Raw genomic sequence first — 16020 nt, forward strand, 5'->3', positions numbered from 1 at the left:
GGGTCCACTCGATGCCGAGTTGGTCACGGCGGAATCCGCATCGATCGGTCGTTGTGCAATTCCGTGCCACTACCGCGGTCGGCGTCGTGTCCTTCGCACCAGGTCAACGCCCGGTAGTTGAATCCCTGCACCGTGGAACCCCCAGGGCACCTGACGCGGCGGCCAGTTCCAAGCCACCTCGACGCTCCAGCCACCGCGGAATTCCACGCAGGTCTCAGGTGGCCGGAACTCAGGTGGACTCGAGGACGAGGTCACGCAATTCACTCAGAGTCTTGAGTCGATGGCGGGCGCCGGTGAAGTCCTGCGCGCCGGTGAAGTCGTTGTGCACAATGGCGCAGTCGATCCCGGCTGCGAGTGCCGAGGCCAGGCCCCGGGCGGAGTCCTCGACGACCAGCGTCTCCTCCCGGGCGCCACCGAGGCGGTGCAGGCCGGTCAGGTAGGGCTCGGGGTGCGGCTTGGAGAACTCGTAGTCCTCGAGGGTCAGCACGAACTCCATGAAGGACGTGATCTTCCGCTTCTCGTGGATGAGGTCGAAGTCCTTGCGCCGCGACGTCGTCACGATCGCCATCCGGACGTGCCGCGACAGTTCGGCGAGGGTCTCGAGGACACCCTCGATCTCGATCGCCTCGGTGCGCAGATACTCCTGGTAGTAGGCGTCGCGGGCTTCGCGCTGCCGATCGATGGTCCGGTCGTCGACGCCGGCCGCCCTGGCCTGGACCCAGGTGGCCCTGCCCTGCGCCATGTCCCGCAGATATCGCTGCCGGTCCAGGGTGAGGCCGATCTCGGCCAAGGCTCGCTCGCCGGCCTTGAAGTACCAGAACTCGGTGTCCACCAGGACTCCGTCATGATCGAAAAGGAGGTACTTCTTCACCCCTCGGATCGTAGTCGGACGGTGACGCCGACCTGGCCGCGGTCACTCCGCTCCGCGACCGCGTGACCGGTCCGGTTCACCCCGTCGAGTTCGATCATGATCGGCCCGCCCTCGCCGAGGAAGTTGCGCCACCAGCGCTTCCGCTCCGGCATCATCACGCCGATGATCACCGTGTCCCCGTCGCGCCGGAACCCGACCGGTGTGCTGAAGGTCCGGCCCGAGCGCCGCCCGGTGTAGGTCACGACGGTCAGGCTGCGCCGGAGCCGGGAGCCGAGCAGGGACGAGTCGCGCAGGCCGAGGACGAAGGCGTTGAACCGGTCGACCGCCTGTCGGGGAAGGGTCTTCGCTGTCGGCACAGGCGCTCCGTTCGGTTGTTGATCATGGTCTGTCGTTCACCGTACCCGGCCTAAGTGGAGAACCCCATCCACTTAGCTAAAGTGAGAAACATGACCGACCAGCACTCTCGGATCGCCGTTGATGATCAGCTCGAGGCGCCGGCGTTGCGGACCGACGCGCAGCAGAACCGCGATCGCATTCTCGAGGTCGCTCGGGTCCTGTTCGCCCAGCGCGGTCTTGACGTGCCGATGGCGGCGATCGCCCGCCGCGCCGGAGTCGGCGTCGCGACGCTCTATCGCCGGTTCCCGACCAAGGAGGACCTGGTCACCGCGACCTTCGCGGAGCGCTTCGAGCACTGTCTGATCATGTTCGGCGAGGCGAAGGTGGACCCGGACCCGTGGCGAGCGTTCTGTACGGTGATCGAAGAGGTGTGCGCGATGCAGGCTGGCGATCGCGGCTTCCGGGCCGTCCTCAGCGCGACGCTGGCTGGCACGGACTACCTGGACCAGGCCCGGTCCCACTTCGTCGAGAGCTTCGAGGTCCTGGTCCGGCGGGCCAAAGAGGCCGGCCGGCTCCGGAAGGACTTCGCGGTTGAGGACCTCTCTCTGATCCTGCAGGCCAACGGTGGGATCGCCGCCGGGACGACCGACGCGGGCGTGGCCGCCTCGCGCCGGTTGGTCGCCTACCTGATCGACGCCTTCCGGGCCGACCGGAGCGAGACGCCGGCCCGGCTGCCACCGCCGGTCAGGCTGGATCTCATCGAAGCCGTGCTCAACGGCTCCTGACCAAGATCAATCGACCGCCAGATCAGGCAGTACGGAAGCGCGCCGGCGACCCCACTCCAGGGCGCTGGCGATGCCGTCGGCCAGCGACTGTTCGGCCCGCCAGCCGAGCAGCCGGTGCGCCTTGTCAACTCCTGCGTAGGCGCCGACGGCGTCACCCGAGCGGGGCGGCTTCTCGCGGGTCGGCACCGGCCGGCCGTAGACCTCCTCGAAGGTGGCCAGCAGCTCCCGGACCGTGACGCCGGAGCCGGTGCCGAGATTGATCACCGAACTCGGGGCGTCCTCGGCGGCGAGCACCTCGTCGAAGCGCTCGACGGCCGCGACGTGGGCGCGAGCCAGGTCCCAGGCGCCGATGTAGTCGCGCAGGCCGGTCCCGTCCCGGGTCGGCAGGTCGGTGCCGGTGATCTCGAAGGCGTCGATCCGTCCCTCGGCGGCCGCGACCAGCCGGCCGATGACGTGCGACGGCACTGGGTCGTAGATGCCGGTCCGGAACTCGGGGTCGGAGCCGATCGGGTTGAAGTAGCGCAGCATGATCGCCCGCAGGTCGGTCGCCTCGGTCAGGTCCCGCAGCGCCAGCTCCATGATCATCTTGGTTCGCGCGTACGGCGACGTCGGCGCCAGCGGAGCCGCCTCGTCGACCTCGAACCGGTCGCTGAAGGCATAGATCGCGGCCGACGACGAGAACACGAGCCGGGGCCGGCCGAGGTCGACCAGGTTCTGGCACAGCTCGAGCGACTTGGCCACGTTGTTGACGTAGTAGCGGTACGGTTCCCGGACGCTCTCCGGCACCACGATCAGGGCCGCGCAGTGGATCGTACAATCGATCTCCTGATCGGCGACGATCTTCTCCAGCAGCACCCGGTCGGCGATGTCGCCTTCGTAGAAGACCCGGTTCGCGACGAACTCGCGGCGCCCCCTCACCAGGTTGTCCAAGATCACCGGCTGGTGGCCGGCCCGCTCCAACGCGGTGGCGATCATGCTGCCGAGGTAGCCGGCTCCGCCGGTCACGAGAACTCTCACGGCCCCGAGTCTAAGCTTCCCGTCCCCCGCGACCCCGCCGCCGCAGCCGCGACCGTTGCGCTGATCCGCGACTGTTGCAACGGTCGCGGATGGGTCGAACGGTCGCGGCTAGGGGGTTGGTCGGGATGGAAAGTCGATCATGAGGGTTTGATCCAGCTCACGGCGGAGACCAGCGCGTCGCTGGCTGCGTCGCGGACCCGGCGCAGCTCGCGGGACCGGAGATCGGACTCCCAGGACGAGATCGAGCCGCCGTCGTCGCTCAGCGCGAGGTCCGCGGCGGCCAGCATCCGGAGTGCCTTGGCGATCGCGTTGCGCTGCAGCGGCGGATAGCCGGGGGCCCAGATGGAGATGTCGGGCGGCCGCCAGCCGGCCATCGCGCCGCCGGCCAGTTCCAGGGTCTCCAGGGTCCGGGCCGCCTCCAGCACCGCCTCCCGGAGCGCCCGTTCGCTCTCGTACGGACTCGGCGGCGGAGCCGGCAGCGTCGCGTTGAAGACCCGCCACTGCAGCGCCTGGCCGACCCGGATCGGCACCAGGCCCAGCTCTCCGCCGCTGGCCAGCACGGCGGCCCCGGCGGACAGGGCGGCGGTGTTGAACTCGACCGGGCCGCGCAGCCCGCCGAGCACGCCGGGACGGGGCAGCGCCAATTGCCACTGGGTCCGTTCGACCACCAGGCAACGCGGCAGGGCGCGCTCCCAGGTGATCGCCCGAGTGCTGTCGACGTCCAGCAGATCATCGGGGTCGACGACGTGGTGGGCCACGTCACCGGCCACGATCTGAGTCGCCGCCACCTCAACGCTGACCCGGTTAGCGAGCAGCGCGTTGAGGTGCGTCGTCAGCCGGACCGACGCATCAACCTCCATCCCGCTGAGCTTAGTGGCGCAGCCGGCGGAGTCGATCATCGAGGTTCAGCGTTCCAGCGCCCGCCGGCGGCTCGCCTGCAGCGCCTTCTCCAGCCTGCGCAGGTCGCCGCGGCTCGGGTGACGCACCCTGAGCGTGCCCATGCCGAGCGAGCCGCGCAGCACCAGGACCGGTTTGCCGGCCGTCGGGGTCGAGGTGATCTTCGACTTCGCCGTACCCCACGAGGTGGAGAGCCGGTCGGTGTTCGCGGCCCAGCCGTCCGGCACCACGATCACCACGGTTCCCATCGACGCGATCACCTCGATGTCGATCACCCGGGCCCGGGTGGTGGCCTGCAGGCAGTTCAGCCGGACGGTGCCGGCGCCGGCGTTGATCCGGATGAACGGCGGCAGTTCCCAGGCGCCGGTCCGGGTCACCGAGGAGAAGCCGCCGTCCAGAATCAGCGGATCGTCCTCGGCGAAGCCGGGCAGCTGGGGCAGCGGAGCCTCCGCGACCGGTGCCGCCTCGCGAGCAGGGCCGCCGAGGTCAACGAACAGGACGTCGAGGTCGGCGAAGGTCTTGGCCGACAGGGCTCGTTCGAGTCGCTCGTCCAGTTCCTCGAGGGTGATCCGCCCGTCCGCGGCCGCGTCGCGCAGGGCTTCCGCGGCGGCGTCGCGTTCGGAATGGCCCACCCGAATTCGCTCGCGGCCGCTCTCGGTCATGACCACAGGGTAATCAGCGTCGATGTCGTGATTAAGGTACGCGCTCGGGAAGCGGACCGGCCCGGTAGGTTTGACGCATGGTGGCAGTGGCGGACCTGGCCGGGGTGAGCATCGTGCGAGGAGGCACGAGGCTGCTCGACGACGTCGACTGGACCGTCGACGAAACCGACCGCTGGGTCGTGATCGGCCCGAACGGCGCCGGAAAGACGACGCTGCTGCAGATCCTGGCCGCTCAGTTGCACCCGACCTCCGGGGTCGCCGGCCTGCTCGGCGAGGTGCTCGGCACGGTCGACGTGTTCGAGCTGCGGCCGCGGATCGGCCTGGCGTCGGCGGCGCTGGCGGACCGGATCCCGAAGAGCGAGCGGGTCCACGACGTCGTCGTCTCGGCCTCGTACGCGGTGGTCGGCCGGTGGCGCGAGGACTATCACGCTCTTGATCATGACCGGGCCGCCGGGCTGCTCCGGCAGCTCCGTGTCGATCACCTGGCCGACCGGACCTTCGGCACCCTGAGCGAGGGCGAGCGGAAGCGGGTCCAGATCGCCCGGGCGTTGATGACCGACCCCGAGCTGTTGTTGCTGGACGAGCCGGCCGCCGGGCTCGACCTGGCCGGCCGCGAGTCGCTGGTCCGGACCCTCGGCGAACTGGCCCGCGATCCGGCGGCGCCGGCCTCGGTCTTGGTCACCCACCACGTCGAGGAGATCCCGGCCGGGATCACGCACGCGCTGTTGTTGCGCGAGGGCAAGGTGGTCGCATCCGGGCCGTTGCGGGCGACCCTGACCGCTGAGACACTCAGCGAAACGTTCCGGCTGCCGCTCGCGCTGGCCGAGATCGACGGCCGGTGGACAGCGCGTTCGGCGAACGGTCGAGGGGGTGTCGGATGAATCTGTTGGACTGGCTCGGTGATCACGTCTGGGCGATCTGGCTGGCGCTGGCGTTGCTGCTCGGGATCGCCGAGATTCTCTCCCTCGACCTGGTGTTGATCATGCTCGCGGTCGGTGCCCTGGCCGGCGCCGGCGTGGCCGTGGTCGCGCCCGACCTGTGGTGGCTGCAGATCGGCGTCGCCACCGCGGTCTCCTTGATCACGTTGCTGCTGCTCCGGCCGACGTTGCTGGAGCGGGTGCGCAACATGCCCGGCTACCGGTCGTCGACGGACCGGCTGCTCGGCGCGTCCGGTGTCGCCGTGTCCGCCATCGACAAGGCGGGCGGCGAGGTCAAGCTGGACGGGATCAGTTGGTCCGCGCGCCCGTACGACAGCTCGATGGTGATCGAGGCCGGCACCGAGATCGAGGTGTACGAGATCGACGGCGCCACCGCCGTCGTCTATCCGAAGCATGATCAACTCCCGTAGCCGGAGGCTGTAGCTCTCCAAGAGGAAGGGAAGACCGTGGATCCGCTATCCGTCATTCTCGGGATCATCGTCATCGGCCTGGTCGTCGTGCTGCTCGGCAGCATGATCAAGGTGATCAGGCAGCAGCGCGTCGGGGTGGTGGAGCGACTCGGCAAGTTCCGGCGGACGCTCGATCCCGGCCCGCACCTGTTGATCCCAGTCTTCGACAAGGTCCGCTACAACATCGACATGCGGGAGACCGTGGTCCCGTTCCCGCCGCAGGGCGTGATCACCGAGGACAACCTGATGGTCAACATCGACTCGGTGATCTACTTCCAGGTGATCGATCCGGTCCGGGCCGCGTACGAGGCACAGAACTACATCCAGGCCATCGAGCAGCTCACCATGACCACGCTGCGCAACATCATCGGCGGGCTCGATCTCGAGCAGACCCTGGTCAGCCGCGAGGAGATCAACGGCAAGCTCCGGGTGGTGCTGGACGAGGCGACCGGCAAGTGGGGGATCAAGGTCAACCGGGTCGAGCTGCGCTCGATCGAGCCGCCGGCGACAATCCGGGACGCGATGGAGAAGCAGACCCGGGCCGAGCGGGACAAGCGGGCCGCGATCCTGACCGCGGAGGGCCAGCGGCAGTCGCAGATCCTGTCCGCCGGCGGTGAGAAGGAGTCGGCGATCCTGCGGGCCCAGGGCGATCGGGAGGCCGCGGTGCTCCGGGCCCAGGCCGACCGGCAGTCCCAGATGCTCCGGGCCGAGGGCGAGGCGCAGGCGATCACGACGGTGTTCAACGCGATCCACGCGGGCCAGCCGGACCAGTCGCTGCTGTCGTACCAGTATCTGCAGATGCTGCCGGCGATCGCTCGCGGCGACGCGAACAAGGTCTGGGTCATCCCGAGCGAGATCGGCAAGGCGCTGGAGGGGCTCGGCGGCGCGGTCAGCTCGGCGGTGTCGTCCATCCCGACCGCCCCGAAGGGCGACTTCAAGGCGCCCGACAAGGTGGATGTCCAGGCCGAGATCGCGCAGCAGAACGCCGAGGAGGCGGAGAAGGCGGCGGCCACCGTGCAGCGGGCGATCGACGAGGCCCGGCAGCTGGAGAAGACGACCCGGTTGGGCCTCTCGACGCCGACAGGGCCGGCCGCCCTCGGTGGTCAGGCCGCTCAGTCGCCCGCCGCCCAGCCGGAGGCCGAATCGGCGCCGTCGTTCGAGCCGCCGCAGCAGCAGGCTCAGCCCGGACAGGTCCCGCCCGCGGCACCGCCGCAGTCCGGCCAGGCGCAGGGGCAGGCCGGGCCGGGTCCCGAGACGACATCCGGACCCGGGCAATAAATCCATCGAAGTTATGAAAAGCTGGGGCCATGCATTTCGACCCAGTCCTCGTCCGGCGTCGCCTCGGACGACTGCTGCCGGAGCGTCTGCGCCCGGCCGTCTATCCGCACACCCATGCGCTCACCGTCGAGCGGTACGACGTCGACGGTGAGCCGATCCCCGTCGCCGACGGGCTCGCGGCCGGCTACCAGCCGACCGAGGTGGGCGCTGCCTGGGGTTCGCCCTGGGCCACCACCTGGTTCAAGCTGACCGCCGAGGTGCCGGCCGACTGGTCCGGCCGGGAGCTGGAGGTCCTGGTCGACCTCGGCTTCGAGGGCACCGGCCCGGGCTTCGCCGCCGAGGGGCTGGCGTACCGGCCGGACGGGACGCCGATCAAGGGCCTGCACCCGTACAACCACTGGCTGCCGGTGGAGCCCGGGAGTGACCGGGTCGAGGTGTACGTCGAGGCGGCCTCGAACCCGCAGATCACGATGCGGGTGCCGACCCTGCTCGGCGACGTGCAGACCGCGCCGGCCGAGCCGATCTACCGGCTCGCCAAGGCCGAACTGGCGGTCGTCGACGCCGAGGTCCGCGAGCTGGTCGCCGACTTCGACGTGCTGGGCCAGCTGGCCGAGGAGCTGCCCGCCGACGACCCCCGCGGCGCCCAGCTCTGGGCGACGATCTCCGACGCGCTGGACGCGATCGACCTGCACGACATCTCCGGCACGGCGGCTAAGGCCCGGGAGATCCTCGCCGTCGCGCTGGCCAAGCCGGCGAACGCAAGCGCGCACCGGCTGACCGCGGTCGGTCACGCGCACATCGACTCGGCCTGGCTGTGGCCGCTCCGCGAGACCGTCCGCAAGGTCGCCCGGACCGCGTCCAACGTGGTCCAGCTGATGGATGATCATCCGGAGATGATCTTCGCGATGTCGCAGGCCCAGCAGCTGGCCTGGATCGAGGAGCATCGGCCCGAGGTGTTCGCCCGGGTCAAGGAGAAGATCGCGGCCGGCCAGTTCGTCCCGGTCGGCGGCATGTGGGTCGAGTCCGACACCAACATGCCGGGCAGCGAGGCGATGGCCCGCCAGTTCATCCACGGGAAGCGTTATTTCCAGGAGAAGTTCGGCATCGACACGCAAGAGGTGTGGCTGCCGGACTCGTTCGGCTACTCGGCCGCACTGCCGCAGTTGATCAAGCTCAGCGGCTCGCGGTGGTTCCTCACCCAGAAGATCTCCTGGAACAAGACCAACCTGTTCCCGCACCACACGTTCTGGTGGGAGGGCATCGACGGTTCCCGGATCTTCACCCACTTCCCGCCGGTCGACACCTACAACTCCGACCTGTCCGCCGGTGATCTTGCTCGGTCCGCCCGGCAGTTCGCCGACAAGGCGCGGGCCAACCACGCGCTGGCCCCGTTCGGGTACGGCGACGGCGGCGGCGGCCCGACCCGGGAGATGCTGGCCCGGGCGGCCCGGACCGCCGACCTCGAGGGCTCGTCCCGGGTGACGATCGAGAAGCCGGAGGAGTTCTTCCAGAAGGCGTACGACGACTATCCGGACGCCCCGGTCTGGTGGGGCGAGCTCTACCTGGAGATCCACCGCGGCACCTACACGTCGCACGCCAAGATCAAGCAGGGCAACCGGCGCAGCGAGCACCTGCTTCGTGAGGCCGAGCTGTGGGCGACCACGGCCGCGGTGCGGCACGGCGCCGAGTACCCGTACGACGCGCTGGACCGGCTCTGGAAGATCGTGCTGCTGAACCAGTTCCACGACATCCTGCCGGGCTCGTCGATCGCCTGGGTGAACCGGGAGGCGCGCGCCACGTACCAGCAGGTGGGCGAGGAACTGGAGCAGTTGATCACCGCCTCGCTCGATTCCCTGGGCACCGGCGAGGGGCAGGCGACGGTGAACGCCGCGCCGCACGCCCGCAACGGTGTGCCGGCCCTCGGTGCGTCCGCGACCGGCGAGGCGGCGCCCGCGACGGTGACCCTTCGAGAGGCTCAGGGCGCAGCCGGTGGGTCGGAATTCCTGCTGGACAACGGAATCGTCAGCGCGATCATCGGCGCCGACGGCTTGATCACGAGCGTTGTCGATCATGAGACCGGCCGGAACGCGATCACGCCGGGCGGCGTCGGCAACCTGCTCCAGCTGCACCCGGACGTGCCGAACGACTGGGACGCCTGGGACGTCGACGCGTTCTACCGCAACACGGTCGTCGATCTTCGCGACGCCGAGTCGGTGGCCGTCGCGGAAGGCGTGTCCGCGGGGGTGCAGATGGTCCGCAAGCACGGCGACTCGACGTTCACCCAGGTGATCAGCCTGGCCCCGGGCGCCCGGGCGCTGGAGATCACCACGGACGTGGACTGGCAGGAGCGCGAGACGTTCCTCAAGGCGGGCTTCGAGCTCGACCTGCGCGCCGAGGTGTCCAGCTCGGAGACCCAGTTCGGCCACGTGAAGCGGCCGACGCACGAGAACACCAGCTGGGACGCGGCGAAGTTCGAGATCTGCGCGCACCGGTTCCTGCACGTGGCCGAGCCCGGCTACGGGGTGGCGCTGGTCAACGACTCGACGTACGGCCACGACGTCACCCGGACCGTCCGCGAGGACGGCGGCACGTCGACCACGGTCCGGCTCTCCCTGCTCCGCGCCCCGCGCTGGCCGGACCCGGAGACCGACCTCGGCCAGCACCGGCTCCGGTACGCGATCGTGCCCGGCGCCGAGATCGCCGACGCTGTCCGGGAGGGCTACGCGATCAACCTGCCCGAGCGGACCGTCGCCGGCGGCGGCGTCGAGCCGTTGATCACGGTCGACAACCAGTCCGTCGTGGTGGAGTCGATCAAGCTCGCCGAGGACCGCAGCGGCGACGTCGTGGTGCGGCTCTACGCGGCGGACGGCGGCCGGGCGACGGCCAACGTCCATGCGGCCTTCGAGGCCACGGCGGTGACCACCGTCGACCTGCTCGAGCGCCCCCTGGCCGACGCGGACGCCCTGTCCAGCACCACCCCGGCCGACCTGTCGCTGTCCTTCCGCCCCTTCCAGATCATCACCCTCCGCTACTCCCGCTGAAAACCCCGCCGACCGGTCACCAAAGCAGCGTTTTCTACGGCGTGTCGCTGCACTGGTGACCGGTCGGCGGGCCGGTGGGAGTTCGGATCTGTCAGCCGGCGGGGCTGAGGACCACCGGCCCCAGGACCTCGTCGCACCACTGCCGGAACGTGGTTGGCGAACTCGTCTCCGGAGTGCGCTCGACCCCGCGGTCGAGCCCGTCGCGCTTGGCCTGCGCCATCTCGACCATCCCGTCGGCCAGATCTTCAACCTGGTGGCGTTCGGCCGTGTCGTCTGGTTCGTGCCGCGGTCGATTGTCCAGCGCAATCCGCGGCCGGACATCGCCTACCGGGAGCTGGCCGACCTGCCGCCGACGACGCTCACGGTGGCGTGGCCGCGGACCGCCCGGGACCGCGCCGTCGCCGCCTTCGTCCGTACCGCCGGCGACGTCGTCAGGAGCGTTGGGGTTCGCGCCGGAACGTGACGCCGGCGCCGACAGCCCTGGACACCGAGCCGCTCCCGTACCGGAACTTGATCTTGAACGAGTTCAGCCGGCGATGGCGAGCTTGATCACTTCCGCGCCGGGAAGCCGGCCGGCGTCGGGGCCGGGCAGGGCGAGCTTGCTGCCGCGGATGCCGCTGCCGACGACGATCCACGGCTGTTCGGTGACGGCGGCGTCCACCAGGACGGGCCAGTCGGCGGGCAGCCCGATCGGGGTGATCCCGCCGTACTCCATCCCGGTTCGGCTGACCGCGTCGTCCATCGGGGCGAAGGAGATCTTGCGGACGTCGAGGTGCTTGCGGACGACCCGGTTCACGTCGGCGCGGTCGGTGGCGAGCACCAGACAGGCTGCGGTCCGTTCCGTCTCGGCCCGGCGGCCGGACACCACGACGCAGTTGGCGGAGGCCTCGAGCGGAACGTCGTACGCCTCACAGAAGGCGGCCGTGTCGGCGAGGGCGGCGTCGATCGGGGCGACCCAGGCCGGCAGGTCGAGACCGGCCAGCGCGGCGACGACGGGCGGGGCGAGCAGTTCCGGGTGATCGCCGGCCGGCGCCCAGTCGAGGGTGCCGACGCCGGGCGTGCGGGAGTTCTCGGTCATCGGGGTTCAGGGTAGCCGGACGTATCGGCCCGGGGTGACGCCGAGGACCCGCCGGAAGTGTCGGGTCAGGTGGGATTGATCATGGAACCCGACCTCGGCCGCGACGTCGGCCGGCCGGTGTCCGGCGAGCAGCAGATGCCGGGCCAGGTCGACCCGCCGGCCGGTCAGATACTGATGTGGCGGGAGGCCGTACTCGGCCGCGAAGCTGCGGACCAGGTGTTCCGGGCTGGCCTGCAACAGTCCGGCCGCCTCGGCGAGCCCGAGCCCGGTCCGTACCCGGTCGTCGAGCAGTCTGCGCAGCCGGGCCGCGAGCGGCCGGTCCCGGACCGGCTTCGGCGTCGCCTCGGCCCGGTCCAGGTGAGCTTGCACCCGTTCCCGGATCAGCGCCCACCGGCTCTCCGCCTCGAGCCTTTCCGGCGCGGCCAGCACGCCGTGCAGCCGGTGAATCCGGTCCCGCAGCGCCGGATCCCGCAGCGTCGGCCGGTCCACGCCGGCGCCGACGCCGTGCAACTGATCCGGCTCGAGATAGAGCACCCGTTTGACGAACCCGGTCCGGGTCGCCGGATGACCGTCGTGCGGCACGCCGGGCGGCAATAGCGTCACCAGGTCCGTGGTGCTGCCGTGGTCCTTGCCCTCCAACCGGTACCCGATCGCGCCCTCGTCGACGATCAGCAGGGTCCAGTCGGCGTGGGTGTGCCGCGGGTAGGCGTGATCGGTGAACCGCGCGTGGAACACCTCCGCGATCCCGGTCGCCTGCGGGCGCCAGGCGGCGATCTCGGTTTCGGGCGCCACATCAAGAACGTACAAGATCGGACCTGAGCGATCGGGGCACTCTGGCCGGGTGCGCTTCGACACCAAGATCGCCGTTCTGCTCGCCGACGACCTCGCGGCCTGGCAGCGGCTGAACGTGACCGCCTTCCTGGCCAGCGGGGTCGCCGCGGCCGCCCCCGACCTGATCGGCGAGCCGTACGTGGACGCCGACGGCATCGGCTACCTGTCGCTGTTCCGGCAGCCGGTGATGATCTTCGCCGCCGACCGCGAAACGGTCCGGGCAGCCCACGCCAGGGCCCTCGCCCGCGACGTGGCCCTGGCGATCTATACCCAGGAGATGTTCTCCACCGGCCACGACGCGGACAACCGGGCCGCCGTCGCTGCCGTACCGACCGAGAAGCTCGACCTGGTCGGCATCGCCGTGCACGGCGGCCGGTCGGCGGTCGACAAGATCATGAAGGGCGCCCGGATGCATCCGTGACCCGAGGGGACGAAGTCAAGTGGTCCAGCAGTCGGCGTACCGCAGGTGACTCGTCGTCGGGCCGGGTGATCAGGTACGTGTCGACCGTGACGCCGGCCAGTGGACGGACTACGACGCCGGGGACGTCCGGTGGCTCGTCCAACGGATAGAAGGCGGTCCAGGACTGCTCGCCGCTTCCGACGTCGTGCAGCATGCCCTGCAGGGTGGTGAACGGCTCGCCCAGCCGCGGCGACAGCCCTGCGTCGTCGCAGACCCGCATGATCAAGTCGTGGAACGGCGGGTTGGCTTCGCGCGGGGCCAACCGAAGGGCGAGATCGGCCAGCGCCGCGACCGGTACGGCCTCCTGTGCCGCGGCGGAATGGGCGGCAGGCAGAACCGCGAGCACCTGATCGGTCCACAACCGTGCGGCCGCCAGCTCCCGCGGCGGGCGTACGTCGCGAACGATCGCCGCATCAAGATCACCGGTGGGTACGCGAGCCAGCCGGTCGGCCCGGGTTGCCCGGACGGGCTCGATCCGGAAGTCCGGCAGCTCGGAGTTCAGCCGGGTCAGCAGGTCACCGACCTGCCGATCGAACGCCCGGCCGACGCCCAGGCGAATGGTGCCGTCGCGGCCGGAGCTGAGATCGGCAGCGATCCGCCGGGTCCGGTCGACGGCCTGCAACACGGCTTCGGCCTCCGGAAGCAGGCGGGCACCGGCCGCGGTCAGCCGTACGTGACGGGTGGACCGGTCGAACAGCCGGAGGCCGAGCTCGCGTTCCAGCCGCTGGATGTCCTGGCTCACAGCGGCCTGAACGATGTTCAGGCTGCGAGCCGCCCGGCCGAAACCGCCGGTCTCCGCGATGGCGACGAAGTACCGAAGCTGACGGATCTCCATGGCCCCTTCCTGCGCTCGCCCGCCGGTGATCAGGATCGGTGATCACTGTGGTCGCGTACTGCTTCTTGGTCGCCCGCCGCTCCTGAGCTGGACTCGAGAGACATGATCAACCAAACACCCATTGTCGTACAGGCAGCCGACGCCGAGCTCCTGGCCGGACGGAACCCGATGCGTCTGCTCGCCGACAGCGATGCCAGCGAGGGCGCGTTCAGCATCTCCAGCGGCACCATCGCGGCCGGCGCCGACAACGCGAAACCCCATTTCCACAAGGCGTCCTGGGAAGTGTTCTGCATCATCGACGGAACTCTCGAGATGCTGCTGGATGACGAGCTGGTGACCGTCGGCGGCGGCGGGCTGGTCGCCGTTCCACCGGGCGTCGTGCACGCCTTCGGCGCGACCTCGGACTCGCCCGTCTCCGCGTTCGTGTTCATCACGCCCGGCGTCAACCGGTTCGACTATTTCCGCGTCCTGCCGAAGATTCTGCGCGGCGAGATCCCGGAGCAGGAATTGGCGGAGATGCACCGGACCTACGACGTGCACTTCACCGAAAGTCCGCTCTGGGACCAGCGCGGCCACAGACCGACCTGAGATTGCCGGGAAGCTCAGGACCCTTTCGGGCCGGTGCAGAGGTCGCGGGTGGTTGGTCGGCGGGCGCTGGAAGGCCTCCCGGCCGCGCGGGTTCTCCGCGGATGACGGGTCAGCGGCCGACGGACTCCGGGTGCCGGCCGGCCGACGGCAGCAGACCCCGTCGGGTGGCGATGTCGATTGCGTGGCGGCGCGACGTCGCGCGGAGCTTGCGGTAGATCCGCTGGGTCTGGTTGCGCACGGTGTGGACGGAGACGAACAGGCTCTCGGCGATCTCCGCGGCGGTGCCGCCGTCGGCGAGCAGACCGAGGACGACCTTCTCCCGCGGCGTCAGGGCGACCCGGTCCGCGTCTCCGTCCGCAGTCGGCTCGACGAACAGGACGACCTGCAGGGCCGTGATCACGGCCTTGACCGCGGGTTCATGATCACCCGCGGAGATCAGGGTGCGCCGGTCCATGGTCACCAGGCTGTGCCGGATCGTGCCCGGATCGCCCGACTGGGTGAGGGCCCGGCGGACCAGCTGGGCCGAGCGGTGTTGATCACCGATCCGGTCCAGCGCGGTGGCCAGGGCGAGGCTGAGGTCGATCGCTCCGCGCCGTGGCGCCTGCTCGAGCCAGGGCCCGTCGGAGATCAACTCGGCGGCCTCACTGGGCCGGCTGGTGGCGAGCAGCCAGTGCGCGACCTGCAGGACCTGCTGGTGGTTCCGCGGTTCGCTCGGCACCAGCTGCTTGGCCCGGGCGAAGTCGCCGAGGCTCAGGGCGAGTTGGAGTTCGATGCCGCCGAGCAACGTCTGCGGCAGCGAATCGGCCGGCAGCTGTTTCGGCCAGGTCCGGCGCAGGTGCGCGATCTGATCAAGGAGCAGCCGCTGCTGGCCGCGGACCAGGCCGGCCCGGGCCTGGGCGTACTGGGCGAGATACAGGTGCTCGTCGTGGACGAACCGGCCGGTGTGCAGGCGGCCCAGCACTTCCTCGTACGTCACCCAGTCCAGCCGGTCGGTGGCCAAGATCAACTGCGCGCTGAGCTGGCCGACGTGCGGACCGGGATTCAGCCAGTCCGCCGCCCACCCGTCCGGTACCGAATCGGCCTGATCCGCCCAGCGTTGCGCGGTGGCCTGCTCCCCGTACACGGCGTGCAGCAGGGCCAGTTCGCCCGCAGCGCCGGCAAGATCATCGGGATGGGCGTTCGGTAGGTAGGTGACCGCGTGAAGATCACCACCAGCCTCCATCAGCTGGCCCGCCAGCAGGTTCACCACGCCGTTGTGCAGGGAGAGGGTCGCCAGCTTGCGGTGGTCGGCATCCCGGGCCAGGATCAGCCGTTCGCCGATCGAACGGATCGCCGCCGCGTGCCGTACCGCACTGTCGTAGTGTCCATGATCACGAAGCGACCGCAGCACGGCATGCTCGACACTGACCCGGACCTCGTCATCGGCATAGCGGCCCTCGTCGATCATCCGCTGCACCGTACGGACCCGGTCCGGAACCGGTTCCGGGCCACGGGGTAGGGCGGGCGCGGTCCGGTCCATGATCAGTTCCAGGGCCGGATGGCGTTGCCGTTGATCATGGTCGAGTCGGCCGAGCAGGTCGGGGAGCAGCCCGGGCACCCGGATCAGATGGATCCACTCGGCCTCGATCAGCCCTGCCAGTCCTCCATGATCATCGTCTTGTGCCGCTCGCCGGGCTGCCCGTACCGCAGCGGTGAGGTCCATGGCTCAAACCGTCCAGGGCGCAGGGCATGCCGAGATCGACGCCGAACCCGAGACGCGCACAACCCGCACCAGTGGTGCCATCCTGGTATACCAATCCCGCTAGGACCTGGCCGGAAAACCGGGAGGTCGGAGACCCACAGTTGAGGTGGGCATGGTACCGCCCCGCCCTGTCCTGTAAACAGCCCCGCGCTCCGATGAATCGGTTTCCGCGAATTGATCACCGACATGACCGAAGTTGACTATTTCGTTGAT

Annotated in this window: 18 protein-coding genes; 8 read left to right on the forward strand and 10 right to left on the reverse strand. The window is 69.9% G+C overall.

Annotation, left to right across the window (positions count from 1 at the left end; all coding sequences use genetic code 11):
• Positions 1-229: 229 nt before the first annotated feature.
• Entirely contained in the window at positions 230-871 is a 642-nt protein-coding gene (locus BKA15_RS27140) for an HAD family hydrolase (RefSeq protein WP_179756254.1), read from the reverse strand.
• The gene (locus tag BKA15_RS27145) at positions 868-1227 is read right to left on the reverse strand and encodes a nitroreductase/quinone reductase family protein (protein ID WP_179756256.1); all 360 of its coding nucleotides are present in this window, start codon (positions 1225-1227) and stop codon (positions 868-870) included. The genes BKA15_RS27140 and BKA15_RS27145 overlap by 4 nt, the downstream gene beginning before the upstream one ends.
• A 90-nt stretch (positions 1228-1317) precedes the next feature.
• On the opposite strand from BKA15_RS27145, the gene BKA15_RS27150 reads away from it, so the two are divergent.
• On the forward strand, positions 1318-1992 hold the full coding sequence (locus BKA15_RS27150; RefSeq protein ID WP_179756258.1) for a TetR/AcrR family transcriptional regulator: 675 nt from the start codon (positions 1318-1320) through the stop codon (positions 1990-1992).
• A 6-nt stretch (positions 1993-1998) separates the two neighbouring features.
• Here the strand turns inward: BKA15_RS27150 and galE are convergent, their stop codons facing one another.
• The 3 genes from galE to BKA15_RS27165 all read right to left on the reverse strand — a co-directional run bounded on the left by galE (position 1999) and on the right by BKA15_RS27165 (position 4568).
• Positions 1999-3009, reverse strand: coding sequence for a UDP-glucose 4-epimerase GalE (gene galE, locus BKA15_RS27155; protein WP_179756260.1), 1011 nt, complete (start codon positions 3007-3009; stop codon positions 1999-2001).
• 137 nt (positions 3010-3146) lie between these two features.
• Positions 3147-3869: an Rv1486c family protein gene (locus tag BKA15_RS27160; RefSeq protein WP_179756262.1), complete on the reverse strand. Its 723-nt coding sequence runs from the start codon at positions 3867-3869 to the stop codon at positions 3147-3149.
• A 45-nt stretch (positions 3870-3914) separates the two neighbouring features.
• Positions 3915-4568, reverse strand: a complete 654-nt coding sequence (locus tag BKA15_RS27165) for a DUF1707 SHOCT-like domain-containing protein (RefSeq protein ID WP_179756264.1) — start codon at positions 4566-4568, stop codon at positions 3915-3917.
• Between the two features lie 77 nt (positions 4569-4645).
• Here BKA15_RS27165 and BKA15_RS27170 point away from each other — a divergent pair, with 77 nt between their 5' ends.
• From BKA15_RS27170 to BKA15_RS27185, 4 genes are all read left to right on the forward strand, one after another.
• A complete protein-coding gene (locus BKA15_RS27170) occupies positions 4646-5449 on the forward strand; it encodes an ABC transporter ATP-binding protein (RefSeq protein WP_179756266.1) in 804 nt (267 codons plus the stop codon).
• A gap of 2 nt (positions 5450-5451) precedes the next feature.
• Entirely contained in the window at positions 5452-5916 is a 465-nt protein-coding gene (locus BKA15_RS27175) for an NfeD family protein (protein ID WP_179758734.1), read from the forward strand.
• 102 nt (positions 5917-6018) lie between these two features.
• Complete coding sequence (locus BKA15_RS27180; protein ID WP_179758735.1) at positions 6019-7233, forward strand: SPFH domain-containing protein; 1215 nt, start codon at positions 6019-6021, stop codon at positions 7231-7233.
• 29 nt (positions 7234-7262) lie between these two features.
• On the forward strand, positions 7263-10274 hold the full coding sequence (locus BKA15_RS27185) for an alpha-mannosidase (protein ID WP_179756268.1): 3012 nt from the start codon (positions 7263-7265) through the stop codon (positions 10272-10274).
• A 91-nt stretch (positions 10275-10365) separates the two neighbouring features.
• Here the strand turns inward: BKA15_RS27185 and BKA15_RS36635 are convergent, their stop codons facing one another.
• The gene (locus BKA15_RS36635; RefSeq protein WP_281385318.1) at positions 10366-10494 is read right to left on the reverse strand and encodes a hypothetical protein; all 129 of its coding nucleotides are present in this window, start codon (positions 10492-10494) and stop codon (positions 10366-10368) included.
• Positions 10495-10527: 33 nt separating this feature from the next.
• Between BKA15_RS36635 and BKA15_RS27190 the strand changes: the two genes are divergently transcribed.
• Positions 10528-10737, forward strand: coding sequence for a type 2 periplasmic-binding domain-containing protein (locus tag BKA15_RS27190; protein WP_179756269.1), 210 nt, complete (start codon positions 10528-10530; stop codon positions 10735-10737).
• Between the two features lie 63 nt (positions 10738-10800).
• Here BKA15_RS27190 and BKA15_RS27195 read toward each other — a convergent pair whose 3' ends face one another.
• Positions 10801-11352, reverse strand: a complete 552-nt coding sequence (locus BKA15_RS27195; protein ID WP_179756271.1) for a YbaK/EbsC family protein — start codon at positions 11350-11352, stop codon at positions 10801-10803.
• 6 nt (positions 11353-11358) lie between these two features.
• On the reverse strand, positions 11359-12144 hold the full coding sequence (locus tag BKA15_RS27200; protein WP_312879416.1) for a helix-turn-helix transcriptional regulator: 786 nt from the start codon (positions 12142-12144) through the stop codon (positions 11359-11361).
• A gap of 49 nt (positions 12145-12193) precedes the next feature.
• On the opposite strand from BKA15_RS27200, the gene BKA15_RS27205 reads away from it, so the two are divergent.
• Positions 12194-12604, forward strand: a complete 411-nt coding sequence (locus tag BKA15_RS27205) for a DUF2000 family protein (protein ID WP_312879417.1) — start codon at positions 12194-12196, stop codon at positions 12602-12604.
• Here the strand turns inward: BKA15_RS27205 and BKA15_RS27210 are convergent.
• Positions 12576-13478 (reverse strand): LysR family transcriptional regulator, encoded by a 903-nt coding sequence (locus tag BKA15_RS27210; protein ID WP_179756277.1) that lies wholly within the window; start codon positions 13476-13478, stop codon positions 12576-12578. The genes BKA15_RS27205 and BKA15_RS27210 overlap by 29 nt on opposite strands.
• A 102-nt stretch (positions 13479-13580) precedes the next feature.
• Here BKA15_RS27210 and BKA15_RS27215 point away from each other — a divergent pair, with 102 nt between their 5' ends.
• Entirely contained in the window at positions 13581-14066 is a 486-nt protein-coding gene (locus BKA15_RS27215) for a cupin domain-containing protein (RefSeq protein WP_179756279.1), read from the forward strand.
• Between the two features lie 109 nt (positions 14067-14175).
• On the opposite strand, the gene BKA15_RS27220 is transcribed toward BKA15_RS27215, so the two are convergent.
• Entirely contained in the window at positions 14176-15768 is a 1593-nt protein-coding gene (locus BKA15_RS27220) for a response regulator transcription factor (RefSeq protein WP_179756281.1), read from the reverse strand.
• Positions 15769-16020 lie beyond the last annotated feature (252 nt).

This window comes from Microlunatus parietis (assembly GCF_013407955.1).
GTDB classification, from domain to species: Bacteria; Actinomycetota; Actinomycetes; order Propionibacteriales; family Propionibacteriaceae; genus Microlunatus; species Microlunatus parietis.

What these genes read in the sequence shown, in the direction of transcription:
- BKA15_RS27150 (WP_179756258.1), top strand. Translation starts at nt 1,318, where the DNA reads ATGACCGACCAGCACTCTCGGATCGCCGTTGATGATCAGCTCGAGGCG.
- BKA15_RS27180 (WP_179758735.1), top strand. Translation starts at nt 6,019, where the DNA reads ATGATCAAGGTGATCAGGCAGCAGCGCGTCGGGGTGGTGGAGCGACTC.
- BKA15_RS27165 (WP_179756264.1), bottom strand. Translation starts at nt 4,568, where the DNA reads ATGACCGAGAGCGGCCGCGAGCGAATTCGGGTGGGCCATTCCGAACGC.
- BKA15_RS27210 (WP_179756277.1), bottom strand. Translation starts at nt 13,478, where the DNA reads ATGGAGATCCGTCAGCTTCGGTACTTCGTCGCCATCGCGGAGACCGGC.
- BKA15_RS27195 (WP_179756271.1), bottom strand. Translation starts at nt 11,352, where the DNA reads ATGACCGAGAACTCCCGCACGCCCGGCGTCGGCACCCTCGACTGGGCG.
- BKA15_RS27215 (WP_179756279.1), top strand. Translation starts at nt 13,581, where the DNA reads ATGATCAACCAAACACCCATTGTCGTACAGGCAGCCGACGCCGAGCTC.
- BKA15_RS27185 (WP_179756268.1), top strand. Translation starts at nt 7,263, where the DNA reads ATGCATTTCGACCCAGTCCTCGTCCGGCGTCGCCTCGGACGACTGCTG.
- BKA15_RS27170 (WP_179756266.1), top strand. Translation starts at nt 4,646, where the DNA reads ATGGTGGCAGTGGCGGACCTGGCCGGGGTGAGCATCGTGCGAGGAGGC.
- BKA15_RS36635 (WP_281385318.1), bottom strand. Translation starts at nt 10,494, where the DNA reads ATGGCGCAGGCCAAGCGCGACGGGCTCGACCGCGGGGTCGAGCGCACT.
- BKA15_RS27160 (WP_179756262.1), bottom strand. Translation starts at nt 3,869, where the DNA reads ATGGAGGTTGATGCGTCGGTCCGGCTGACGACGCACCTCAACGCGCTG.
- BKA15_RS27220 (WP_179756281.1), bottom strand. Translation starts at nt 15,768, where the DNA reads ATGGACCTCACCGCTGCGGTACGGGCAGCCCGGCGAGCGGCACAAGAC.